General features: G+C 67.7%; 16 protein-coding genes and 1 tRNA gene. 12 read left to right on the forward strand and 5 right to left on the reverse strand.

Going from position 1 to position 23,923, the window contains the following annotated elements:
• Window positions 1–7: 7 nt before the first annotated feature.
• On the reverse strand, window positions 8–454 hold the full coding sequence (locus F788_RS0103460) for a DUF3293 domain-containing protein (RefSeq protein ID WP_019589272.1): 447 nt from the start codon (window positions 452–454) through the stop codon (window positions 8–10).
• A gap of 143 nt (window positions 455–597) precedes the next feature.
• Between F788_RS0103460 and F788_RS0103465 the strand changes: the two genes are divergently transcribed.
• Window positions 598–2,283, forward strand: coding sequence for a diguanylate cyclase domain-containing protein (locus F788_RS0103465; RefSeq protein ID WP_019589273.1), 1,686 nt, complete (start codon window positions 598–600; stop codon window positions 2,281–2,283).
• Here F788_RS0103465 and cls read toward each other — a convergent pair.
• Window positions 2,274–3,698, reverse strand: a complete 1,425-nt coding sequence (gene cls / locus F788_RS0103470; protein ID WP_019589274.1) for a cardiolipin synthase — start codon at window positions 3,696–3,698, stop codon at window positions 2,274–2,276. The genes F788_RS0103465 and cls overlap by 10 nt on opposite strands.
• A 174-nt stretch (window positions 3,699–3,872) precedes the next feature.
• Between cls and parC the strand changes: the two genes are divergently transcribed.
• Complete coding sequence (gene parC, locus F788_RS0103475; protein ID WP_019589275.1) at window positions 3,873–6,128, forward strand: DNA topoisomerase IV subunit A; 2,256 nt, start codon at window positions 3,873–3,875, stop codon at window positions 6,126–6,128.
• A 15-nt stretch (window positions 6,129–6,143) separates the two neighbouring features.
• On the opposite strand, the gene F788_RS0103480 is transcribed toward parC, so the two are convergent.
• Both F788_RS0103480 and F788_RS0103485 read right to left on the reverse strand, forming a co-directional pair.
• Window positions 6,144–7,979: a bifunctional diguanylate cyclase/phosphodiesterase gene (locus tag F788_RS0103480; protein WP_019589276.1), complete on the reverse strand. Its 1,836-nt coding sequence runs from the start codon at window positions 7,977–7,979 to the stop codon at window positions 6,144–6,146.
• Window positions 7,980–7,999: 20 nt separating this feature from the next.
• The gene (locus tag F788_RS0103485; RefSeq protein WP_019589277.1) at window positions 8,000–11,452 is read right to left on the reverse strand and encodes a PAS domain S-box protein; all 3,453 of its coding nucleotides are present in this window, start codon (window positions 11,450–11,452) and stop codon (window positions 8,000–8,002) included.
• Window positions 11,453–11,606: 154 nt separating this feature from the next.
• Here F788_RS0103485 and htpX point away from each other — a divergent pair, with 154 nt between their 5' ends.
• Window positions 11,607–12,494 carry a protease HtpX gene (htpX, locus tag F788_RS0103490; RefSeq protein WP_019021272.1) on the forward strand — a complete coding sequence of 296 codons (888 nt, stop codon included), beginning with the start codon at window positions 11,607–11,609 and terminating at the stop codon, window positions 12,492–12,494.
• Between the two features lie 20 nt (window positions 12,495–12,514).
• Here the strand turns inward: htpX and F788_RS0103495 are convergent, their stop codons facing one another.
• Window positions 12,515–13,165, reverse strand: a complete 651-nt coding sequence (locus F788_RS0103495) for an MBL fold metallo-hydrolase (RefSeq protein WP_019021271.1) — start codon at window positions 13,163–13,165, stop codon at window positions 12,515–12,517.
• Between the two features lie 334 nt (window positions 13,166–13,499).
• Between F788_RS0103495 and F788_RS0103500 the strand changes: the two genes are divergently transcribed.
• From F788_RS0103500 to F788_RS0103540, 9 genes are all read left to right on the forward strand, one after another.
• Entirely contained in the window at window positions 13,500–15,011 is a 1,512-nt protein-coding gene (locus F788_RS0103500; RefSeq protein ID WP_019589278.1) for an ATP-binding protein, read from the forward strand.
• Window positions 15,008–16,363, forward strand: a complete 1,356-nt coding sequence (locus F788_RS0103505) for a sigma-54 dependent transcriptional regulator (protein ID WP_019589279.1) — start codon at window positions 15,008–15,010, stop codon at window positions 16,361–16,363. The genes F788_RS0103500 and F788_RS0103505 overlap by 4 nt, the downstream gene beginning before the upstream one ends.
• A gap of 225 nt (window positions 16,364–16,588) precedes the next feature.
• Window positions 16,589–17,083: a hypothetical protein gene (locus tag F788_RS0103510; RefSeq protein ID WP_026332693.1), complete on the forward strand. Its 495-nt coding sequence runs from the start codon at window positions 16,589–16,591 to the stop codon at window positions 17,081–17,083.
• Window positions 17,084–17,149: 66 nt separating this feature from the next.
• On the forward strand, window positions 17,150–17,641 hold the full coding sequence (locus F788_RS0103515) for a DUF4168 domain-containing protein (protein WP_026279505.1): 492 nt from the start codon (window positions 17,150–17,152) through the stop codon (window positions 17,639–17,641).
• A 150-nt stretch (window positions 17,642–17,791) separates the two neighbouring features.
• The gene (gene rplM, locus F788_RS0103520) at window positions 17,792–18,220 is read left to right on the forward strand and encodes a 50S ribosomal protein L13 (RefSeq protein WP_018946445.1); all 429 of its coding nucleotides are present in this window, start codon (window positions 17,792–17,794) and stop codon (window positions 18,218–18,220) included.
• Window positions 18,221–18,260: 40 nt separating this feature from the next.
• Complete coding sequence (rpsI, locus tag F788_RS0103525; protein WP_024328551.1) at window positions 18,261–18,653, forward strand: 30S ribosomal protein S9; 393 nt, start codon at window positions 18,261–18,263, stop codon at window positions 18,651–18,653.
• Window positions 18,654–18,700: 47 nt separating this feature from the next.
• Window positions 18,701–18,774, forward strand: a tRNA-Gln gene (locus F788_RS0103530).
• Window positions 18,775–18,961: 187 nt separating this feature from the next.
• Window positions 18,962–19,879 carry an MBL fold metallo-hydrolase gene (locus F788_RS0103535; RefSeq protein ID WP_019589280.1) on the forward strand — a complete coding sequence of 306 codons (918 nt, stop codon included), beginning with the start codon at window positions 18,962–18,964 and terminating at the stop codon, window positions 19,877–19,879.
• A 193-nt stretch (window positions 19,880–20,072) separates the two neighbouring features.
• Window positions 20,073–23,915 carry a DUF3683 domain-containing protein gene (locus F788_RS0103540; RefSeq protein ID WP_019589281.1) on the forward strand — a complete coding sequence of 1,281 codons (3,843 nt, stop codon included), beginning with the start codon at window positions 20,073–20,075 and terminating at the stop codon, window positions 23,913–23,915.
• Window positions 23,916–23,923: the final 8 nt, after the last annotated feature.

The following is a 23,923-nucleotide window of genomic DNA, read 5'->3' on the forward strand; positions in this document are numbered from 1 at the left end:
AGCCCGCTCAGCGGCCCGGCCCGGACCGCAGGCGCGGGTGCCAGACGAGTTCCGGCGCCCGCGGCGGTTCGCACTCCACCACTGCGTTCTGCTCGAATTTTTCCAGCCAGTGGTCACGGATCGCCGGCGGGAGGTCGGGGATGCCGAAGCCGGGTTCCTCCGGCCATTCTCCGTCCGGGTCGCCGCTGGTGGCCGGCCAGGCGGGTCGTCCCGCGCTGGTGATCGTGGCCCGCAGCTGTTCCTGGCGTCGGGCGTTCTCCGTCGCACCGGACGGCCGACTGAAGGGGTTGTGTGCGGTGATCAGCGTGATCCGTGCATGGCCCCGTGCGCTCAGCTGGCGCGCCAGTTCCGCGTGGGGCTCGCCAATGCGCAGCTCCAGGGTCGCGGCGCCACCCTGTGCGGCCCCGGCCGGCCCCGGCGGCAGCTGCAAGCGGTAGTGCGCCGCGGCGTACACCTGCTCCAGACGCCGGATTTCTGCGCGGCTTCCGGGGGCAGACGATCCCCCGCTGCTTGTCTGTTCGGTCATATCGCGGCACTCTCGAGGTTGCACCTGCACGGCAGGCGATTCGACAGGGGGAGCGGGATGTCGGTCAAGCCATGGATCCAGCGGGGAAGGATGTGAGCCGCGGGTCGGCCCCCGGTCGGGTCCCCGGGCGGACTTCGCATCTGACCGGGGCCTTTCTGCTGGTCCTGCTGCTGGTGGCGGCGGTGGCGGTGGTCAGCTGGTTGCGCGTGCAGCAGCTGCAGCAGGAGGTCCAGTCCCTCACCGCGGAATACGTGCAGGGGGTGGACAGTGTCCACCGCATGCGCCCGCTGGTGCGCGAGCGGACGCTGCGCGCGACGCTGGTCCTGAGCACCGATGACCCTGCCATGCAGGACCAGTACCGCCAGGAATTCCGTGATCTCGCCCGACGCTTCATCGAGGCGCGCGACGAGGTGGAGCGGGCGATCGACGATCCCCGCCATACGCGTCTGCTGGCGGAACTGCGCGAGATGACCGCGGTGGGGGCGCCGCTGATGAGCGAGATGATCGACCTGGCCCTTGCCGGCGGCCGTCAGGAGGCGTTGCCGACCCTGTATTCCCGCATCATGCCGGCGCAGGAGCGCACCCTGGAGCAGATCGAGCGCCTTCTTGCGGCCCTGGAACAGCAGAACGCGGCGGACATTCGCGCGATGGTGCGCCAGCACGAGGATACCCAGCAGGTCATGGTGATGGCCTCGGGCGTGGCCATGCTGCTGATCGCCGGCATTGGTTTTCAGGTGCACCGGCGCATCCGCCAGGATCATTCGGCGCTGCAGGAGGAACTGGTGCAGCGCCGCCGGGCCGAGGCGCGCCTGCGCGAGACCCAGGCCGGGCTGGAGGCCGCGGTGGCGCGGCGGACCGCTGAGCTGGAGGATGCCTCCGCGCGCCTCGAGGAGGCCCAGCGCATCGCCGGCGTGGGGTACTGGGACTGGGGCATCCGCGGCGAGCAGCTCAACTGGTCGACCAATGTCTATGAGCTGTTCGGTCTGGATCCCGAACGGGACACGGCCGGTTTCGAGGCCTACATGCACGCCATCCATCCGGACGACCGGGTCCGGGTGCGCCAGGGCATCAACGCCGCGCGGGCCGAGGGCAGCCATTATCATCTGGAGCATCGGGTGGTGCTGCCCGATGGCGGTCTGCGGCACGTGCGGGTGGAGGGCGAGATCTCGCGCGATGCCGACGGGCGCCCGCAGCGGGTGCTGGGCATGGTGCGGGACATCACTCGCGACAAGCGCTCCGAGGAACGCCTGTGGCATCAGGCCCATCACGATTCGCTGACCGGACTGCCGAACCGCAGCCTGCTGCAGGAGCACCTGCGTCAGGCGCTGAGCCGGGCGCGGCGCAACGGCACGCGTCTGGCGCTGCTGGTCTGCGACCTGGACGGCTTCAAGCCGGTCAACGACCGTCTGGGTCACGATGCCGGTGATGTGGTGCTGGTGACCGTGGCCGCGCGCCTGCGCAGTGGCGTGCGCGAGAGTGACGTGGTCGCCCGCGTGGGGGGCGACGAGTTCGTCCTGCTGCTGGAGGCCGTGGGCGGACCCGAGGACGTGCGCGCCGTGGGACACAAGCTGCACCAGCGTTTCGCCGAGCCGGTGGAGATCAATCAGGAGGCGGTACGCGTGGGCCTGAGTCTGGGGGCGGCGATCTATCCCGACGACGGCGAACGGGCCGAGGAGCTGCTGCAGCAGGCGGACCACGCCATGTACGTCGCCAAGAACGGTTCCGGCCAGGAACTGGTGCTGTCGGATCAGAGGTAGGGGGTCAGCAGCCGGGCAGCGCCGTCGCGCAGGCGGATCGGCAGCGGGCGGCGGTAGACCTCGGTAAGCGTGAGTTCGCGCGAGTCTTCCAGCAGCTCGTCGGCCCACTGCGTCAGGCGCCCGCCCAGCCCGGGGTCGTAGCATTCCAGGTTGAACTCGAAATTCAGGCGCAGGCTGCGCGGGTCCCAGTTGGCCGAGCCCGCCAGCACCCATTCGCCGTCGACCAGCATGATCTTGGAATGGTTGAACGGCGGCGGGGTCAGCCACAGGCGGCAGCCGCGTTCCAGCAGTTCCGCCTGGCCCGGCTGGCTGGCCCATTGCACCAGCCGCAGGTTATTGCGCTCCGGCAGCAGGATATCCACCCGGATCCCGCGCAGTGCGGCGGCCTTGAGCGCCCCCACCAGGGCATGGTCGGGCAGGAAATAGGGCGTGGCGATCACGATGCGCTCGCGGGCCTCGGCGATCGCCGCCTGCAGGGTGAAGTTGAGGACCTCGAAGTCCTCGTCCGGGCCGTCGGGCAGCCCGCGGCACAGCAGGGCACCGCCGTCGGCGTCCAGTGGCGGGAACCAGGTCTCGCCCTTCAGCTGTTCGCCGGTGGTGAATTCCCAGTCCTCGGCAAACACCCGTTGCAGCTGGCGGCAGACCGGCCCGCGCACGGCGAAATGCAGATCCTGGATCGGGTGACGTCCGGGGTCGCTGGGGCTGTGTCCGCGGCGGATGTTCATGCCGCCGGTGAAGCCACGATACCCGTCGACCACCAGCAGCTTGCGATGGTTGCGCAGATTGAACGCGGCCAGGCTGCGCGGGATGTGGTGCACCGGCAGGAACTCGGAGGCGACGAGGTCGGCACGGCGCAGGTGCCGCACGGTGTTGCGCCGGCTGTAGCGCACGCCGATCCCGTCGACCAGCACGCGCACGGCGACCCCGCGCTCGCGCGCCGCCTTCAGGTGACGCACGAAGCGCTGCCCCTGGGCATCGTAGTCGAAGATGTAGGTGGCCAGGGTGATGGAATGTTGCGCCTGGTCGATCGCCTCCAGCATCGCCCCGAAGGCCTGGTCGCCGTCGAACAGCGGTTCCATCGCGTTGCCGCCGGTCAGGCGGAACGGGCTCAGGCGGTCGCCGCTGTGCACCAGGCGTTCCCAGCGCGCCGGGGGCGCCGGACGTGTCCCCTCGCGCGGCTGCAGGTCGGACAGCAGGTGCCCCTCGCGCAGGGCATGCGCACGGCGCCGGATGCGGTTGACGCCGAACAGCCAGTAGAGGATGGACCCGGCCAGCGGCAGCAGGAAGATCAGCCCGACCCATGCGATCAGCATGCCGGTGTCGCGCCGCTGCAGCAGGGCATGCGCGGCGGTGGCGACGGCGATCGCGAGCGAGACGACGGCGAAAACACTGGCGGCCCAGCCGGTGTCGAGCACAGCAGGTCTCCCGGTGACGGTGTGGCGTGGCGGCGTTGTGGATGAACCGCCGCAGGCCCGCTACAGTACGCGGGCCGGGCGGCAGCTTAAAGATTTTCCCCGGTGCCCGCCACGGTGGCCCGCGGGAATCCAGCCCTGTCGCCCTCCGTTTCGCTCCCCGGCCGAGAATCGCGCATGAGCCATTCCCTGACTCCCGAATCGTTCGCCAATGGCGAGCAGCTGCCGCTGAAGGATTTCACCGAGAAGGCGTACCTGGATTACTCCATGTACGTGATCCTGGACCGCGCCCTGCCGCATATCGGCGACGGGCTCAAGCCCGTGCAGCGGCGCATCATCTATGCGATGAGCGAGCTGGGGCTGTCCGCCACCGCCAAGTACAAGAAATCGGCGCGTACCGTGGGCGACGTGCTCGGCAAGTTCCATCCGCACGGCGACGCCGCCTGCTACGAGGCGATGGTGCTGATGGCGCAGCCGTTCTCCTACCGCTATCCGTTCGTGGACGGGCAGGGCAACTGGGGCTCGCCGGACGATCCGAAATCCTTCGCCGCGATGCGCTACACCGAGTCACGCCTGTCGCGCTATGCGCAGCTGCTGCTGTCCGAGCTGGGCCAGGGCACGGTGGACTGGGTGCCGAACTTCGACGGCGCGCTGGAGGAGCCGAAGATGCTGCCGGCGCGGCTGCCGAACGTGCTGCTCAACGGCGGCTCCGGGATCGCCGTGGGCATGGCCACCGACATCCCCCCGCACAACCTGCGCGAGGTGGCCGCGGCCTGCGTGCACCTGCTGGAACACCCGAAGGCCACCGTGGACGAGCTGTGCGAGCACCTGCCGGGGCCGGACTTCCCCACCGAGGCGGAGATCGTCACCCCGCGCGCCGATCTGCAAAAGCTCTACGCCACCGGCCAGGGGTCGGTGCGCGCGCGGGCGCGCTACGAGCGCGAGGGCGACGACATCGTGGTCACCGCGCTGCCGCACCAGGTCTCCGGGGCGAAGCTGCTGGAACAGATCGCCGCCCAGATCCGCGCGAAGAAGCTGCCGATGATCGAGGACCTGCGCGACGAATCCGATCACGAGCACCCGACCCGCCTGGTGATCACCCCGCGCTCGAGCCGCGTGGACATCGAGGCGCTGATGGCGCATCTGTTCGCCACCACCGACCTCGAGAAGAACTACCGCGTGAACATGAACGTGATCGGGCTCGACGGCCGCCCGCAGGTGCGCGACCTGCCCGGGCTGCTGCGCGAATGGCTGGAGTTTCGCATCGAGACCGTGCGCCGGCGCCTGCAGTGGCGCCTGGAGAAGGTGCAGGCACGGCTGCACGTGCTGGAAGGCCTGCTGATCGCCTATCTCAACATCGACGAGGTGATCGCGATCATCCGTGAATACGACGAGCCGAAGCCCGAACTGGTCAGCCGCTTCGGCCTCAGCGAGACCCAGGCCGAGGCGATCCTGGAACTCAAGCTGCGGCATCTGGCGAAGCTGGAGGAGATGAAGATCCGCGGCGAGCAGGACGAGCTCTCGCAGGAACGCGACCAGCTGGAGAAGACCCTGGGGTCCGAGCGCCGCCTGCGGACCCGGGTGCGCCAGGAGATCGAGAAGGACGCCGTCGACTATGGTGACGAGCGGCGATCCCCGCTGGTGGAACGCGAAGCCGCGCGGCCGCTGGACGAATCCGCGCTGGTGCCGGCGGAACCGCTGACCATCGTGCTCTCGGAGAAGGGCTGGGTACGCGCCGCCAAGGGCCACGACGTGGACGCCCGCGGCCTGAACTACAAGGCGGGTGATGCCTTCCGCGCGGCGGTCGCCGGGCGCAGCAACCAGCCGGTTGCTTTTGTCGACTCCACCGGACGTGCCTATACCCTGCAGGCGCACAGCCTGCCTTCGGCGCGCGGTCAGGGCGAACCCCTGTCGGGCCGGGTGAACCCGGCCGAGGGGGCGCATTTCGTCGGCATGGCCACCGGGAGCGGCGAGGATCGCTGGCTGCTGGCCACCGATCATGGCTATGGCTTCATCACCCGGCTGGAGGATTTGCTGGGACGCCAGAAGGCGGGCAAGAACGTGCTGACCGTGCCGGCCGGGGCGGCGGTGCTGCCGCCGGTCGCGGTGCCGGATCCGGAGCGCGACCATCTGGCGGTGGTCACGACCCGGGGCTACCTGCTGGTGTTCCCCGCGGCCTCGCTGCCGGAGCTGGCCCGCGGCAAGGGCAACAAACTGGCCGGGATCCCGGCGGCGGCGATCAAGGACGGCTCGGAGCGGGTGCAGGAGGTGGTGGCCCTGGCTCCGGGCGATACCCTGGTGGTGCATGCCGGCAAGCGCTTCAAGGCGCTGGCGCCGGCGGAGTGGGGCGAATACGTCAGCGAGCGCACGCGCCGCGGGCGGCAGCTGCCGCGCGGTTACCAGAAGGTCGATTCGCTGGAGGTGCGCCGCTGACCCGAGCCGCGAGGTCTATGTACGGCGTTGCCCGGCGCCGGTGGCGTCCCGTGCCGGGGCGATCAGCGCGCGGGCATCGGCCTCGGGCAGCGGACGGTGATAGAGAAAGCCCTGGCCGACGGGGCAGCCCAGCTCCCGCAGCAGGTCGGCGTCGTCCCGGGTCTCGATGCCTTCGGCCACCGTCTCCAGGCCAAAGCCGCGACTGACCGCAAGGATCGCCTCGAACAGGCGGCGCATGTCGGGGTGGCCCGCGATGCCGTCCACCAGGGCACGGTCCACCTTGACGGTGGAGACCGGCAGCCGCCGCAGATAGGCCAGCGACGAGTAGCCCGTGCCGAAGTCGTCGATGGCGATGGAGACCCCCAGTTCGCGGAGTGCATGCAGCTCTTCCAGGGCCTGATCGAGGTTGTGCATGATCGCGGTCTCGGTGATCTCGACCTCGAGGCACTGCGGCGGCGTGCCGGTCTGTTCCAGGGCCAGCCGTACGGCTTCGGTCAGCGTGTTGCCGCGCGCGGTCAGGGCCTCGAACTGGCGTGCCGAGATGTTGACCGCCACCGGGTAGCAGTCACCGGTCGATGCCCGCCAGCGGGAGGTCGCGGCCAGCGCCTCGCGCAGGGCCCACTCGCCGAGGTTGACGACCGCGCCGGTGGTCTCCGCCACCGGGATGAACTCCCCCGGCGAGACCCGGCCGAATTCGGGGTGATCCCAGCGCATCAGCGCCTCGAAACCGGTGACCATGCCATCGGGCAGGTGGATCTTGGGCTGGTACAGCAGCGACAGGCCCTGACCGTCATGGGCATGCGCGAGGTCGTGTTCCAGGCGGTGACGCCGGCGGGCGGCCTGCTCCAGTTCCGGGGCGTAGCTGAGCCAGGGGAGCTGCCGGCGGTCGGCCTTGGACAGCGTGAGCATGACCCGGCGGATCAGCTCGCCGGTGTCGTGGCCGGCCTCGGTGGTGCGCGCATGTCCGGCCACGATCTCCGGGCGTACCTCGTACTGGCCGATCTGCAGGCGCTGCAGGGCGGTGTCGAGCATGTCGCGCAGGGCGTCGTCCGTCAGCCCGTGTTCGCTGCGGGCCAGCAGCAGGAAGGTGGCGCCGCCCCAGAGCCCGCAGATCCCGCCATGGTGGCCTACCGCGGCGTCGAGGCGGCCCTGCAGGCGCTGGCCGGTTTCGCGCAGCATCAGATCGGCGGCGGCGGCGGCGTGGCCCTCCATGCGTTCCAGGGTCTCGTGGCCACTGACGCGCAGCATCACCAGATCGATCACCGGGATCGCCGGGTCCTGCAGCCATTGCTCCAGGGTTTCCAGCAGCGCCGCGCGGTTGGGCAGGTCGGTGGCCAGATCGTGGTGGGCCAGGTACTCAAGGTCGCGGTCCTTGCGCTTCAGGGTCAGGGACTGGGTCTCGAGGCTTTGCGACAGGTCCTGCACCTCGTTGTGCGTGGCGTTGTGCAGGGCCCGTACCCGCAGCAGGTTGCTGATGCGCTGGACCACCTCGGAGGCATCGAACGGCTTGGTGATGAAATCCAGGGCCCCGCCCGCCAGGGCCTGCTGGCGGGTGTCGGGGTCGATCTGTGCGGTCAGCACGATCACTGGCAGCCAGTCGCCGTTGTTCAGTTCGCCACTCAGGGTCTCCATGACCCGGTGGCCGTCCATGCCCGGCATGCGGATGTCCAGCAGCATCAGGTCGCGCGGGTCCTCGCGCCAGGACTGCACCGCCTGCTGCGGACGGGTCTCGCCCCGGACATGCTGAAAGCCGGCGTCCTCCAGGATGGTGGTCAGAAGCTCCACGTTCATCGGATTGTCATCCACGATGAGGATGCGGGCTTCGGTCCGGGACTGGTCGGGTGTGAGCATGGCAGCGTGGCGATCGCGGGTCAGTCGTCGGTGGGGTTCAGCAGCCGGTCCAGGCTGCGCATGAAGGCCGGGATATCCAGCGGCTTGGTCAGATAGTCTGCCAGATCGGGGTTCTGGTTCCCTTCACCGGCCTTTTCGCGGGTGGCGTCCGCGCTCAGGGCGATCAGGGGTATGTGCCGGGTCTCCGGCCGCGACTTGAGCACACGCGCCGCGGCGGTGCCGCTCATCCTGGGCAGATGGATGTCGAGTACGATGAGGTCCGGCAGCCATTCGCGCGCGGTGATCAGGCCCTGTTCGGCACTGCCGGCGACGCGCAGTTCGGTCCGGTCCCGGTTGCGCAGCAGTTCGCGCATCAGTTCCACATTGGCCGGGTTGTCTTCGATATACAGGATCCGCTGGGCGGCGGCCGGGACGGCATCGATATCGGCATCGGCATCGCCGGCGTGGCCTTCGTCGGGGTCCGGCGGCGCGCGATCGGGCCCGTCGGCCGCCGACGATGGCTGGCCGAGGGGCAGGCGGATGCGGAAGCACGAGCCCTCGCCCTCGATGCTGGAGAAATCGAGCTCGCCACCCATGCGTGTGGCAAGCTCGCGCGAGATGACCAGGCCAATGCCGGTGCCCTCGACGCCGCCGCCTTCGTGTTCCAGGCGCTCGAACGGCTGGAACAGGCGTTCGCGGTATTCCTCCGGGATGCCGGGACCGGTGTCATGGACCTCCACGTTCAGCATGCCGTGTTCCGGATCTCGCTCCGGATCGGCGGCCGTGCCGTTGCGCTCGGCGTGCACGATCACGTCCACCCGGCCGTCGGGCCGGTTGTACTTGATGGCGTTCGACAGGAGGTTGATCAGGACCTGACGGGCGCGGGTCGGGTCGGCGTGCACCGCCGGCCAGGCGGTCGCGGGGTCGGGATGGTGGAGTGCCACCCCGTGTTCCTCTGCCAGCGGACGCACCATGTCCAGTGCCTCGCGCAGCACCGTGCCGACCTCGATCGCCTCCAGCGAAAGGGTCAGGCGGCCGGTCTCGATGCGCGAGAGATCGAGGACATCGCTGATCAGGTTGAGCAGGTGGCTCCCGCTCTCGCGGATGTGGGCGATCTGCCGGGCCTGCCGTTCGGTCAGGGGGTCCCGCGAGCTTTCGGCGAGGATCTGGGCGAAGCCCAGAATGGAGTTCAGCGGGGTGCGCAGCTCGTGCGACATGTTGGACAGAAACTGCGACTTGGCCTGGCTCGCGCGTTCGGCCTCGTGCATGGCCCGTTCGAGCTCCTTGCGGTCGCGGTGGCGCGCCTCGCGGTCATGCAACGCGTTGATGAGGATCGCGCAGGTCGAGGTAAACGGGGCGAGGAAATCCGCGAGAGCCTCGTCGTAGCCGCCCGCGCGGCCGGCGATACCGAACATGCCCACCAGTTCATCGCCATGGTAGATCGGCATGCCGAGATACGGTCCCGGGTCCGGGTGTCCCTCGGGCAGACCCCCGGCCCGCGGGTCCTTCGTGATGTCGTCGGCGATCAGCATGTGGCCATCCCGGAGCACCCGGCTGATCAGGTTGTCGGTTCCGCACAATCGCTGGTCACCCGTGAGCAGCTCCTCGTAGAGCTGAGCCGAGTCCTCGTCCCACGCGATATTCGTGACGGCGTGAATCCTGAGGCGTGGCTGATCATGATGCCATTCGGTTTCGCCGATGAAACCGTAGTGACTGTCGGTCACCTGCAGCAGGGCGTACAGCAGAAACGGCCAGACATCCGCTCCGGATTCCGTTTCCATAAAGTGGATCGTGGCCAGGCGCATGGCGTCCAGCAGATGCTGCTGGCGCTGCTGCTGCGCGGTCGCGTTGCGGTAGGCGTCGATGTCCTCGACGATCCCCAGCAGGTGTCGCGGGCGGCCACGGTCGTCGCGTTCCAGATCGCCCTGGGCGCGCAGCCAGCGCGGCGGCGAGGTGCGGATACGGAATTCCACGTCCAGCGGAGTCCCCGAAGCCAGGCTTTCGTTCAGCGCTCCCTGGACGCGGGGACGGTCCTCCGGCAGCACGATGTCGGTGAGGAAACGCGGATCCTGTAGCGCGGGATGCTCGGCGCCTTCGGTCAGGGCGGCGGCCTCCGGGGTCCAGTCCAGCTCGCCGGTGACCGCGTCCACGCTCCAGTTGCCGATGCGCGCAAAGCGCTGTGACAGGCTGCGACGGCGTTCCGCCTCGCGCAGGGCATTCTGCGCACGGGTGATCTCGCTGAGGTCGTGGGCGACGGTGATGACGCCTTCGGAACGGCCGTCCTGGCCGACCAGCGGGGTCTTGATCAGTTCCAGTTCCCAGCTCCGGCCGTTGTGCTCGAAATGCAGCGGCTGGGTGCGGGTCTGGCCGGTGGTCATGACTTCGTGGTCGAGGGCGCGGGCATAGTCGGCCACGTCGGCACTGAAAAAATCGTGGGCCGTGCTTCCGAGGGCCTTTTCCGGCGCGAAGCCCAGCAGGGGTTCGCAGGCCGGGTTGGCCACCACGTAGCGGCCGTCGGCATCGCTGGCGTAGATCGGATTGGGGGCGCCGCGCAGCACCGCGTTGAACAGGCGGCTTTCGCGCAGTTCGCGTTCCTGCGCCTCGTGCAGTTCGGTCAGATCGTTGACGATGCCGATGTAGTGCTCTCCGCCGTCGATCCGGATGGAGGAGACCGCGAGCTGCATCGGAAAGGTGTGCCCGTCGCGATGCAGGCCGCGGACCTCGCGGCCGACCCCGATGATGCGCGCCTCTCCGGTAGTCTGGTAGTGGCGCAGGTAGTCGTCGTGCTGGCTCGCCCAGGGGTCCGGCATGAGCATGGACACGTTGCGGCCCAGGACTTCGTCGGCAGAGTAACCGAACAGGCGCTCGGCCGCGGGGTTGAAGCTCTCGATGAGGCCACCGGCGTCGATCTGGATGATGCCGGCGGCCGCGGTCTCGAGCACGGCGTGCAGCTTGCGGCTCTGGTGCTCGTGTGCAGAGCGGGTGGCGTCATAATCTCCACGCAGGAACTCGGTACGGAGGATGTGCCCGGCGAGCCCGGCGAAGTCCTCCAGCGCGCGGATCCGGTCCGCATCGAACCGGCGCGGCCGGGTATCCATCACGCTCAGGGTGCCCACCGCGAGGCCGTCTTCCAGGGTCAGGGGGATCCCCGCGTAGAAACGTACGCCGGGCTCGCCGGTGACCAGCGGGTTGTCGGCAAAGCGCGGATCGTCGGTCGCGTCCTCGACGATGGTGGTGTGCTGCGGGGTGGCGATGGCATGGGCGCAAAACGAGACCTCGCGCGGTATGCGGCGGTGACAGGCGCCGTGGGTGCCCAGCAGGCGCTGGTGGTCATGGTCGATCACCGAGACCACCGCGATCGGGACCTCCAGCCGTGCCGCTGCCTGACGCAGCAGCGGCGCGAACAGGCGTTCGCCGTCGGTCTCCTCGAGCAGGAGACGGCGGACGCCGGCCAGGCGCCGGTCTTCGTCTTCGGGGGTGGGGGGTGCCCGCATGCATGAACCTAGGCGGAGGATTGTCTACGAAGGGATGATACGTCATGCAGGCGACGGTGTGTGTGACCGGGACTTGAACCCGCGTGTATCGCCCCTATCTAATACACCGTCCGAAATGCCTGATTCCACCCGCAACGGAGAACGAGTTCATCCGATGAAACGCATACTGCTGTTCCTGGCCACCAACTTCGCCATCCTGATCGTGCTCAGCATCACGCTGCGCATCCTCGGGGTGGAGAGCATCCTCGACGAGCAGGGGGTCAACCTCGACCTGACGGCCCTGCTGATCTTCGCCGCGGTGTTCGGTTTTGGCGGCTCGTTCATCTCCCTGGCCATCTCCAAGTGGATGGCGAAGAAGACCATGAAGGTCCAGGTGATCGAGAAGCCTTCGAATGCCACCGAGCAGTGGCTGCTGGAGACCGTCCAGCGCCAGGCGAAGCAGGCGGGCATCGGCATGCCGGAGGTCGGGATCTACGATTCGCCGGACCCCAACGCGTTCGCCACCGGCATGAGCCGGAACAACGCGCTGGTCGCGGTCAGCACCGGGCTGATGCAGAACATGGGGCAGGGCGAGGTCGAGGCCGTGCTGGGCCACGAGGTCGGCCACGTGGCCAATGGCGACATGGTGACCCTGGCCCTGATCCAGGGCGTGGTGAACACCTTCGTGATCTTCCTGTCGCGCGTGATCGGGCACTTTGTCGATCGCGTGGTGTTCAAGAACGAGTCCGGTCACGGCCCGGCGTTCTGGATCACCGCCATCGTGGCCGAGATCATCCTCGCGATCCTGGCCTCCATCATCGTGTTCTGGTTCTCGCGCCAGCGCGAGTTCCGTGCCGACCAGGCCGGGGCCGAACTGGCCGGGCGCGAGAAGATGATCGGGGCGCTGGAGTCGCTGGCGCGGGCCTCCGGCCGGCCGGTGGACATGCCGGATCAGATGGCCGCCTTCGGCATCCGTGGCGGCATGGCGCAGGGCCTGAAGAAGCTGTTCATGAGCCATCCGCCGATCGAACAGCGCATCGCCGCGCTGCGCGCCGGGGCCTGAGGCAGGCCCCGCGCCGGGGTTCACCCGGCGAGCACGTGATCGGCGACGAACGGATTGCGCTGGCGCTGCTCGCCGAAGGTGGATTCCGGTCCGTGACCGGGGATGAAACGGACGTCATCTCCGAGTGGCCACAGTTTCTGCGTGATCGACTCGATCAGAACGCGCCCGTTACCGCCGGGAAAATCGCTGCGTCCGATCGCGCCGTTGAACAGCACGTCCCCCACCAGCGCCATCCGCGCGGACGGGCTGAAGAACACCACGTGGCCCGGGGTGTGCCCGGGGCAGTGCAGTACCTGCAGCCGTTCATTCCCCAGCTCCAGGGTCTCTCCGTCGTCCAGCCAGCGATCCGGGGTCAGCGGCGCGATCTCCGGAAATCCGAACATCGCGGCCTGCTGCGGCAGCTGCTCGAGCCAGAACGCGTCTTCGCGCTGCGGGCCGACGACGGGCACGCCGGACAGCCGTGCCAGCTCGGCCGCGCCGCCGGCATGATCCAGGTGGCCGTGGGTCAGCAGGATGGAATCCAGTTCCAGGCCCTGATCGCGCACGCGGGCGAACAGGGTCGGGGCCTCGCCGCCGGGGTCGACCCAGGCCGCGCGGCCGGTTTCGTTGCACCAGATCAGGGTGGCGTTCTGCTCCAGCGGGGTTACCGGAAGGGTGCAGTGTTCAAGCATCGGGGTATCGCTCCGCGGCGAACGCGTCGGGAGGGAATAGTTGTGTGGCGTATGCGTCTTACGGTTGTGCAGATCGCAAGCTTAGGAGAAAAACCGGTCCGGCGCGACCGCTTTCTGTTCGTCGCTCGCGGGAAGTGCTTGACAGGAATATCCTAATATTAGAAGATCTGCATACGCTGAATGTTGTCCCCCCTGACAGCATCGGCGGACTCCTCCATCCTCCTTTGGTGGTTTTCTTGGCGCGGGCTCTGTCCCGCGCTTTTTTTTGCCCGTTCGCATCGTCCGGCCGCCGCGCCTACCATGGCGGCATGCCCGCCCCCGGTTCCCATCGATCATGACGCGACGCCTGAACAGCCTGCGCAATGTGGTGGTGATGTTCATCCTGCTGCCGCTGCTCCTGTTGGTGGGTGCGGTGGTCGCGCTGGGCCTGCAGGAATTCCAGACGCAGATGGAAGACCGCATGCAGGACGACATCGAGCTGGTTGCGCGGGCGATCCGTCTGCCGGTGTCCACGGCGATTGTTGAACAGGACGTGGCGGCCGTTCAGGAGTCGCTGGATTCGCTGTTCCAGATCGACGAGGTCTTCGGGGTGTATGTCTACGACGCGCGCGGCGAGCTGGTGGCGACCTCCGGGCCGCCCAGCCCGTCGCTGCGGCATCGGGGAGAGGCGCAGGCGATCAGCGAGACCGGAACCCTGGGCGCGTTCGACGAACATCGCGGGCGCGAGGTTTTTTCGTTCTTCCTGCCGCTGGCGGACCACGCGGGACGAATCGTGGGCCTGCTCCAGGTGACCCGTGATGTGTCTCCGTTTCGTGCCTACGTCTCCCAGCTGCGCTGGCAGGGCGCGGTGCTGACCGGGGCGGTGACGGTGCTGTTTCTGGCCCTGGTGCTGGTGGGGTACCACCGGGCCGTGGGGCGCCACGTCGAGCGCCTGACCGGGGTGATGCACGACATCGGCGAAGGGGTGCGCGGCGTGCGGGCACCCGAGGCCGGGCCGGCGGAGCTGCGCCATGTCGCGGCCACCATGAACGGGATGCTGGAGCGGCGCGAGGCGTCCGAAGCCGCACTGGAGGCGCAGCGGGCCGAGCAGCGAGCGCTGGAGGAAAAACTGCGGCATTCGGAAAAGCTGGCGGCGATTGGCCAGCTGGCGGCCGGGGTGGCGCACGAGCTGGGAACCCCGCTGGGGATCATCGCCGGACGCGCCCAGCGGGCCGCCCGCCGTCTGGCCGAGGACGACCCGGCGCGCAAGGAAATGCAGGAGCTGCGGGCAGAAACCGAACGGGTGGAGACCATCGTGCGGCAGCTGCTGGATTTCGCCCGGCGCAATCCGCTGCAGCGCCGCAGCGTGAATCTGGACGAACTGGTCCGGGAACTGGTGGATCGCGTGCGCGGTCGGGGGCATTGTCCGGACGTGGAGTTCCGGCTGGAAGGCGCGCCCCTGCAGGTGGAAGCGGACCGGCTGCGGCTGGGCCAGGCGCTGGAAAACCTGATCGAGAACGGCGGGCAGGCAGCCCGGTCGCACGTGCGGATCACCTGGGGCGTGGAGGACGAGCAGGTCGAAGTCACCGTGGCCGACGACGGCCCCGCCGCCGGAGGCGGTATCGATCCGGAGGCCGCGGAGCGCCTGTTCGAACCCTTTTTCACCACCAAGCCGACCGGAAAGGGAACCGGTCTCGGGCTGGCGGTGGCCCAGGTGGCGATGGAGGATCATGGCGGGTCGATCGCGCTGGATCGTTCGGACCCGGGCGAGACCCGTTTCGTGATCCGGTTTCCGCGGGCTGCGGATGCCGCGGGAAGTGCCGCGCGGGATGGAGAGAATGGAACGTTGCCGGAGGAGGGTGCATGACCAATCCGGAGTCGGTGCTGGTGGTGGAGGACGATCGCGGTCACCGGGACCTGCTGGTGGAGGAGCTGCGCGAGGCGGGTCATGGCGTGGTGGCCGTGGGCAGCGCCGAAGAGGCGATGCAGGCCCTGGGCCAGCAACCCTTCGGCCTGGTGGTCAGCGATCTGAGACTGCCGGGCGAGGATGGCTTCCGCGTGCTGGAAGCCACGCGCGAGGCGGTGCCGGAGCCCGGTTTCATCATGCTCACCGGCTTCGGAACCATCGACCAGGCCGTGGCCGCGCTCAAGGCGGGGGCGGATGATTTTCTGACCAAGCCGGTGGATCTCGATCATCTGCGGCTGAAGGCCGAGGTGCGCCAGTATCGCGAGCTGCTGGCGGCCGGCGAGGGATTTCACGGCATGCAGGGGAACAGTCCGGCGATGCTGCGGCTGTTCGACCTGATCCGGCGGATTGCGGCTTCCGACGGATCGGTGCTCATCACCGGCGAGTCCGGTACCGGCAAGGAGCTGGTGGCGCGTGCGCTGCACGCCGAGAGTGCTCGCCGCGACGGTCCCTTCGTCGCCCTGAACTGCGCCGGCATTCCCGAGAGCCTGCTGGAATCGGAACTGCTGGGGCATGTCGCCGGGGCTTTCTCCGGCGCCCGGGGCGCGCGCCGCGGCCTGTTCCGCGAGGCCGACGGGGGCACCCTGTTTCTCGACGAGATTGCCGAGATGCCGGTGGCGATGCAGAGCAAGCTCCTGCGGCTGCTGCAGGACGGGCGCGTGCGCCCGGTGGGCGGCAACGAGGAGGTGGACACCGACGTTCGCATCGTGGCGGCGACCCACCAGGACATCCCGGGGCGCATCGCGCAGGGCGAGTTCCGCGAGGACCTCTACTATCGGCTGGAGACCTTTCGTATCGAGATCCCGCCGTTGCGCGACCGGGGCGAGGATATCGAGCGCCTGGCCCTGCAGTTCCTGCGCCAGCACGCCCTGGCTCACGGGCTGCCGGAGCGCCGTCCGAGTCCCGAGGCGATGCGGGCCCTCCTCCACTATGCCTTCCCCGGCAACGTGCGCGAACTCTCCAGTCTGATGGAGCGCGCCGCGACCCTGTCTTCCGGTGACCAGATCGAGTTGCGCGACCTGCCGGAGCGGGTGCACGCATCGGCATCCGGCGGGACACCCGCCGGCACGTCCCCGGGTGACGGCGTTCCCGGCGCCCGGGACGCCCACTGGCCTTCGCTGGCCGAACTCGAGACCGATTACATCCAGCGCGTGCTGGAACACTGCGAGGGCAACAAGCAACGGGCGGCGCGCATGCTCGGGATCGGCCGCAAGACGCTTTATCGGCGGCTCGGCGAGTCCGATACGAACTGAGCCCTTTCCCTTGCACGATGTGTCATGCGGACGCGGTGACACGTTTCATTGCGACCCATGTGTCGAAAAGAAACAGTTCTGATCTTCTTTCTGTTCTCCTCCCGGCCGCACGGACGGCCTTCATGTCTCTGATTGAAAAGATATTTTTTTGTGTTCTGAATGTTGGCCCGTGGTTTGCTTCGTATGGGTTGTCCGTAGCGAAATCCGCAAACCACAGGAGGTCGCATGACGACTTTCCGCAAAACCGCAACGGCCATGGCGCTCGGTTCGGTGCTGACCCTCGGTTTTTCCGGGGTGGCCGCGGCCCAGGCGGGCCAGGGCGGTGCCCCCGCCGGCGACATGCCGCCCGAGGCCGGAACCCCGGGGCAGGGCCAGCCGCCCGAGCCGCGGCAGGACGCACCGGCACCGCGGGATGCCCCGCCACCCGGCGGGAGCGGCCAGGGCGGGGGGCTTCCGCCCGGCGGCACCGGACAGGAACGCGGGCTCCCGCCCGGCGGGCAGCCCCCCGAACCGCAAACCGGGCCGGGGCAGCCGGATCGGCCGCAGGGCGCGCCGCCCGAGCCGCGCGACGCGCCGCCGGGGAGCATGGAACCCGAGCGCACGGATCCGCGTGGCGGTGCCAGCGGCCAGCAGATGCCGGCCCCGGGCGAGCGGCCCGAGGGCGAGGCGATGCCCGAGCCCGGCGAAGACCCGCGGCAGGGCACGGAGCGGGACTGGTAGTCCGGACCGCAGATCATGATTTTCGTGAATACAGACCGTCGTAAAGACCAAGGAGCAAACGCAATGATGAACTTTCGCAAGACCGCAATGGCTTTCGCCCTGACTTCCATGTTCGCCTTCGGTGGCGTGGCCTCCGCACAGATGGGTGGCGGCGCCGAGGGCGGTGCTCCGCCGGAAGGTGGCGCCCAGGGCGGCGCCCCGCCGCAGGGCGGTGCTCAGGGTGGCGCGGGCGCCCAGGGTGGCGCTCCGCCGGAAGGTGGCGGCGCCCCGATGCAGCAGCAGGCCCCCGAGGTCGACCTGTCCGATGAAGACATCGACACCTTCGTCGAAGCCTTTGTCGGTGTGCAGGAGGTCCGCGAGGACTTCTCCCAGCGCCTGCAGGAAGCCGAGGACGAGACCCAGGCGCAGCAGATGCAGCAGGAGGCCCAGGACGAGATGGTCGCGGCCGTGGAGGATGCTGGCATGACCGTTGAAGAGTACAATGAGGTCGCCATGGCCCTGCAGAACGACCCCGAGCTGATGCAGGAGGTCCAGCAGCAGGCCGAAAGCGCCATGTAAGCCCGCAAGGGACAGGCATGCGCTGACGGGGCCGTCCTTCGGGGCGGCCCCGTCTTTTTGCGCGATCGCTCGTGGGACCCTTGAATGACGGGGTACAACACGGTATTCTTTCGCGCTTTCTGAATCGCCCCGACATCGGAGCATCGATACATGAGCACCATCAGCGCCAAGCCGGCAGAAGTCGAACGCGACTGGTTCCTTGTGGATGCCAGTGACAAGACCCTCGGTCGACTCGCCACGGAAATCGCGCGTCGGCTGCGCGGAAAGCACAAGCCCGTCTACACGCCGCACGTGGATACCGGCGACTACATCGTCGTGATCAACGCGGACAAGATTCGGGTCTCGGGCAACAAGGCTTCCGACAAGATGTATTATCGCCATACCGGTTATCCGGGGGGCATCAAGGAGGCGAACTTCTCCCAGATGATCGAACGTCATCCGGAGAAGGTGCTCGAGCTGGCCGTCAAGGGCATGCTGCCGCGCAATCCGCTCGGCCGGTCGATGCTCAAGAAACTCAAGGTGTATGCCGGAACCGAGCACCGGCATGCGGCCCAGCAGCCGCAGCCGCTGGACATCTGATCCGCGGCGCCGCCAACCAGAAACAGGGAAATCGATTCCAATGGCTATGAATCAGTACTACGGTACGGGTCGCCGCAAGACGGCTTCCGCGCGTGTCTTCCTGCGTCCCGGCTCGGGCAACGTGACCGTCAACGGCCGTCCGCTGGACGAGTTCTTCGGTCGTCCGACCTCGCGCATGGTTGTCCGGCAGCCGCTGGAAGCGGCCGAAGCCCTCGACGGCTTCGACGTGGTGGCCACGGTCTCCGGCGGCGGCGGTAACGGTCAGGCGGGTGCCATTCGTCTGGGTATCGCCCGCGCCCTGGTTGAGTATAATGAGGACCTGCGCAGCACGCTGCGTCGTGGCGGTCACCTGACGCGGGATGCCCGCGAGGTGGAGCGCAAGAAGATCGGCCTGCGCAAGGCCCGTCGCGCGACGCAGTACTCCAAGCGCTGATCCGGTTTTCGCCGGTGCACCCGGAGGTTTCGGGCACCGGCCAGAATTGGGGGATCGTCTAGCGGTAGGACTACGGACTCTGACTCCGTCAACCCAGGTTCGAATCCTGGTCCCCCAGCCATCCATGGAAAAGGGCCCCCTCGCGGGGCCCTTTTTCATGGATATGGACTCGGGCCAGGATGAGAACCTGGAAGGTTCGGCGGAGCGCAGCGGAGCAACGCACACGCGCAGCTCTTTTACGGAATGTCGGTCTTTCTCCACGCGTCTGTGGTCTATAGTCAGTCCCAGGTTTCGAGCAAGGAGAAGCCATGTCCGTACCCGAGAATCCGTATCCCGAGGTCACTGTCGATACCCGCGCCCGCCAGGTGGAAGGGACCAATGCCTGGTACATGATCGGTCTGTCGGGCATCCCGGGCCCCGACAACGAGGGCCACACTTCCAACGCCGGTTTCGTGGTGACCGACGAAGGCGTAGTGGTCTACGACGCCCTGGGGACCCCGGCCCTGGGGTTCGAGATGATCCGGCGGATCCGGGAGGTCACGGATCAACCCATCCGCTACGTGATCGCGGGTCATTACCATGCGGACCATATCTACGGTCTGCAGGCATTCGCCGATCACACGGAAGCGCGCATCATCGGTCAGCGGCGTGCGGAAGATTATCTGCGCGGGCCGGGCGCCGAATCCCGGCTGCAGCAGCGCCGGGGCGTACTCTATCCGTGGGTGGACGAAGACACCCAGGTGATCCCGCCGGACGAGCTGTTCGACGAGGAGTACACCATCGAGCTGGGCGGCAGGACCTTCCGCCTGCTGCATGCCGGTCCGGCGCATTCACCGGATGACGTCATCATGGTGGTCGAGGAAGACGGCGTGGTGTTTGCCGGCGATATCGTGTTTGATGGCCGCATCCCGTTCCTCGGCGATGATGCCCTGGATTCCGGCAACTGGGTGAACCGCCTGGAGCAGGTCGAGGCGATGGAGCCGAACTTTCTGATCCCGGGGCATGGCGACGCGACCGCCAATGCCCGGCGCGCGGTGCGTTTCACCCGGGACTACCTGGTGAAGCTGCGTGAGCACATGGCGGAATCGGTCGAGGACATGATGTCCTTCGAGGAGGCCTACGCTGCCATGGACTGGTCCGAATACGAAGACCTGCCGGCGTTCGACCAGACCAACCGTTCCAACGCCAATGCGGTGTTTCTGGAGATGGAATCCAAACTGTTCTGACGCCGCATTATCTCCGCAGCTGACCGGGCCCGGGCTGTTCCGGGCCCGGTCGGGCGTGCACGTCGATCAGGGTTTCCTTATTATTGCGCAATTACTTTGGTGCCAAAAGAATGGACCGCGAGTGCGAGATCGTGCTTTCGGTCCGGCTGGCCGTTAACCTTGCGCTTCACTCTGATCGGGAGGCCCCGCCTCAATGACCGCCGAACGCGTGCGCGAAATACCGTACAACTACACTTCCTTCTCCGACCGCGAAATCGTTATCCGCTTCCTCGGGTCCGATACCTGGGAGCTGCTCAACGAGCTGCGTGGCGAACGCCGTACCGGCGTGTCCGCGCGCATGCTGTTCGAGGTCCTGGGGGATATGTGGGTGGTCACGCGCAACCCGTACATCCAGGACGATCTGCTGGGGGACCGCAAGCGTCGCCGTTCGTTGATGGATGCGATGCAGCACCGCCTCGACCAGATCGAGGCGCGTGCCGAGGGCAACGAGAAGGCCCTGACCCTGGCCCGGCGTGCCCAGGCGGCGCTGACCGCGTTCGCGGAGGAGTTCGACAAGACGCTGGCGCTGCGCGACAAGGTTCGCAAGCGCATGAACGGGCTCACGCACAAGGACAATATCCAGTTCGGCGGGCTGGCGCGTGTCTCGCACGTGACCGATGCGACCGACTGGCGCGTGGAACTGCCGTTTGTGGTGCTCACCCCCGACTCCGAGGAAGAGATGGGGCCGCTGGTGGCGGCCTGCATTGAGCTGGGCCTGACGGTGATCCCGCGCGGCGGTGGTACCGGCTATACCGGCAGTGCCGTGCCGCTGTCCAAGCGCTCGGCGGTCATCAACACCGAGAAACTGGAAGGCCTCGGCGATGTGCAGCGTCGCACCCTGCCGGGTGTGGACCGTGAAGTCCCGGTGGTGCATGTCGAGGCGGGCGTGGTGACCAAGCGCGTCTCCGAGCTGGCCGACAACAACGGCCTGGTGTTTGCGGTGGATCCGACCTCGCAGGATGCCTCGACCATCGGCGGCAACGTGGCCATGAATGCCGGCGGCAAGAAGGCCGTGCTGTGGGGTACCGCACTGGACAATCTGGCTGCCTGGACCATGGTGACCCCCGAGGCGGACTGGATGTATATCGAGCGCCTCGATCACAACCTCGGCAAGATCCACGACGCGGAGACCGTGCGCTTCCGCGTGACCCGTTTTGAGGCGGACGGCCGGACGCAGAAGGGCGAGCCCGAGATCCTCGAGATGCCGGGGGCGCAGTTCCGGAAGACGGGGCTGGGCAAGGACGTGACCGACAAGACCCTGATGGGCGTGCCCGGCATCCAGAAGGAGGGCTGCGACGGTCTGATCACCTCGGCCGAGTTCATCCTCCATCGCATGCCGGACAATGCCCGCACCGTCTGCCTAGAGTTCTACGGCACCGATCTGCACGAGGCGGTCCCGGCGATCGTCGAGATCAAGGATGCGGTGGATGCCGAGGAAAACGTGCTGCTGGCGGGCCTCGAGCACCTGGACGAACGCTACGTGCGGGCGGTGAAGTACACCCCCAAGGGTGCGCGCGGCGACCTGCCGAAGATGGTCCTGGTGGCGGACATCGTGTCCGATGACGAGGACGCGCTGGGCCGCCTGGCCGCGCAGATGGTGCGCGCGGCCAACGCCCGCAACGGCGAGGGCTTCATCGCGGTGAGCCCGGAGGCGCGCAAGCGGTTCTGGGCCGATCGCGCCCGCACCGCGGCCATCGCCCACCACACCAACGCGTTCAAGATCAACGAGGACGTGGTGATCCCGCTGGAGCGCCTGGCGGAGTACACCGAAGGGGTGGAGACCCTCAACGTCCGCGAGTCGCTGACGAACAAGCTGGCGATGGTCGACGAGATGCTGGAATGCATGCGCGGCGACCATCCCGAGCTGCGCGAGCTGCTGGAGGACGCAGAGGGCGAGGGCCAGCAGTGGTTCGAGACCAAGCGCCAGCGGGCGGTGGAGGTGCTGGAATCGGTGCGTGACCGCTGGAACCGCATCGCCGACAACTTCCACACCCTGGCCTCCGAGTGCGACGAGCTGCTGGACGATGCGGCCCGTGCGGATATGCGCCCGCACGACAAGCTGATCCACCTGCTGCTGCGGCGCAGCCTGCGCATCTCCTATCGCGCGGAGGTCGAACGGCCGCTGTTCGACATCTTCAACGGCCACCAGATGGAGTCGGTGCGCAAGCGCCTGACCGCGATCCACGACCGCGTGCTCACCAGCCGGCTGTTCATCGCCCTGCACATGCATGCGGGCGACGGCAACGTGCACACCAACATCCCGGTCAATTCCAACGACTACCCGATGATGCACCAGGCCGAGCGCCTGGTGGACGAGGTGATGCGCCTGGCGCGCGAACTGGACGGGGTGATCTCCGGCGAGCACGGGATCGGCCTGACCAAGATGCAGTACCTGGACCGCGACCGCATCGACTCGTTCGCGAAGTACAAGAAGCAGATCGACCCGAACGGGGTGTTCAATGCCGGCAAGCTGCTGGAGGGCTCCGGCCTGAACAACGCCTATACGCCGTCGCTGCGTCTGGTGAAGCAGGAGGCGCTGATCCTTGAGCAGAGCGAGCTGGGCGATCTCAACGACGAGATCAAGGACTGCCTGCGCTGCGGCAAGTGCAAGCCCGAGTGCAACACGCACGTGCCGCGCGCCAACCTGCTGTACTCGCCGCGCAACAAGATCCTGGCGACCGGCCTGATCGTGGAGGCCTTCCTGTACGAGGAACAGACCCGACGCGGGCTGTCGCTGAATCACTTCGAGGAGATGAACGACGTGGCCGATCACTGCACGATCTGCCACAAGTGCCTGAACCCGTGCCCGGTCGACATCGACTTCGGCGACGTGACCATGCACATGCGCTCCATCCTCAACAAGAAGGGCAAGCGCAAGGCGTCGCCGGCCACCATGATGTCCATGGCGTTCCTCAACACCAAGGATCCGGCCGCGGTGAAGGGCATCCGCAAGGGCGCGATCCAGATGGGCTATGCGGCCCAGCGTCTGGGTCACTGGTCGTTCAAGAAGCTCGGCCTGACCGGCGAGGGCAAGCGGCCCCGCTCGACCACCGGCAAGGCGCCGGTGCACGAGCAGGTCGTGCATTTCGTGAAGAAGCCCATGCCGGCGGGGCTGCCGAGCCAGACCACGCGGCAGATGCTGGGGCTGGAGGACTCGCGCTACGTGCCGATCCTGCGCGATCCGGTGAAGACGGACATGGACTCCGACGCGGTGTTCTACTTCCCGGGCTGCGGCTCCGAACGCCTGTTCAGCCAGGTCGGCCTGGCCACCCTGGCGATGCTCTACGATGCGGGTGCGCAGACCGTGTTGCCGCCGGGCTACCTGTGCTGCGGTTACCCGCAGAACGCCGGCGGCGACTTCGAGAAGGGGTCGCAGATCAGCACCGAGAACCGGGTGCTGTTCCATCGCATCGCGACGACGCTGAACTACCTCGACATCAAGACGGTGGTGGTCTCCTGCGGGACCTGCATGGATCAGCTGCTGAAATACGAGTTCGAGAAGATCTTCCCGGGCTGCCGGCTGCTGGACATCCACGAGTACCTGATGGAGAAGGGCATCAAGCTGGAAGGGCTGCAGGGCGTGCAGTACATGTACCACGATCCCTGCCATTCGCCGATGAAGTCGCACAAACCGACCGAGGTGGCCGGCAACCTGCTGGGCCAGGAGGTCCTGCAGTCCGATCGCTGCTGCGGCGAGGCGGGCACCTTTGCGGTGAGCCGCCCCGACATCGCGACCCAGGTGCGCTTCCGCAAGCAGGAGGAGCTGCACAAGGGCATCAAGCAGTTGACCGGCGAGGAGAAGGCGGAAAACGGCAACGTGAAGATGCTGACCTCCTGCCCGGCCTGCCAGCAGGGCCTGTCGCGCTATCGCGAGGACACCGGGCTGGACACCGACTACATCGTGGTGGAGATGGCCAACCGGCTGCTGGGCGAGGACTGGCAGAAGGGCTTCATCGACCGGGCGCGTGAAGGAGGCATCGAGAAGGTCCTGCTCTGAGCGGCGGT

Origin of the sequence: Thioalkalivibrio sp. ALE10, assembly GCF_000381385.1 — a bacterium.
Taxonomy (GTDB): domain Bacteria; phylum Pseudomonadota; class Gammaproteobacteria; order Ectothiorhodospirales; family Ectothiorhodospiraceae; genus Thioalkalivibrio.

Bases quoted from the DNA above. Each gene is read 5' to 3' on its own strand.
- F788_RS0103465 (WP_019589273.1), top strand. From the start codon at position 598: ATGGATCCAGCGGGGAAGGATGTGAGCCGCGGGTCGGCCCCCGGTCGG.
- rplM (WP_018946445.1), top strand. From the start codon at position 17,792: ATGAGCACCATCAGCGCCAAGCCGGCAGAAGTCGAACGCGACTGGTTC.
- htpX (WP_019021272.1), top strand. From the start codon at position 11,607: ATGAAACGCATACTGCTGTTCCTGGCCACCAACTTCGCCATCCTGATC.
- F788_RS0103495 (WP_019021271.1), bottom strand. From the start codon at position 13,165: ATGCTTGAACACTGCACCCTTCCGGTAACCCCGCTGGAGCAGAACGCC.
- F788_RS0103505 (WP_019589279.1), top strand. From the start codon at position 15,008: ATGACCAATCCGGAGTCGGTGCTGGTGGTGGAGGACGATCGCGGTCAC.
- F788_RS0103485 (WP_019589277.1), bottom strand. From the start codon at position 11,452: ATGCGGGCACCCCCCACCCCCGAAGACGAAGACCGGCGCCTGGCCGGC.
- F788_RS0103535 (WP_019589280.1), top strand. From the start codon at position 18,962: ATGTCCGTACCCGAGAATCCGTATCCCGAGGTCACTGTCGATACCCGC.
- F788_RS0103515 (WP_026279505.1), top strand. From the start codon at position 17,150: ATGAACTTTCGCAAGACCGCAATGGCTTTCGCCCTGACTTCCATGTTC.
- F788_RS0103480 (WP_019589276.1), bottom strand. From the start codon at position 7,979: ATGCTCACACCCGACCAGTCCCGGACCGAAGCCCGCATCCTCATCGTG.
- F788_RS0103540 (WP_019589281.1), top strand. From the start codon at position 20,073: ATGACCGCCGAACGCGTGCGCGAAATACCGTACAACTACACTTCCTTC.
- F788_RS0103500 (WP_019589278.1), top strand. From the start codon at position 13,500: ATGACGCGACGCCTGAACAGCCTGCGCAATGTGGTGGTGATGTTCATC.
- parC (WP_019589275.1), top strand. From the start codon at position 3,873: ATGAGCCATTCCCTGACTCCCGAATCGTTCGCCAATGGCGAGCAGCTG.
- F788_RS0103510 (WP_026332693.1), top strand. From the start codon at position 16,589: ATGACGACTTTCCGCAAAACCGCAACGGCCATGGCGCTCGGTTCGGTG.
- rpsI (WP_024328551.1), top strand. From the start codon at position 18,261: ATGGCTATGAATCAGTACTACGGTACGGGTCGCCGCAAGACGGCTTCC.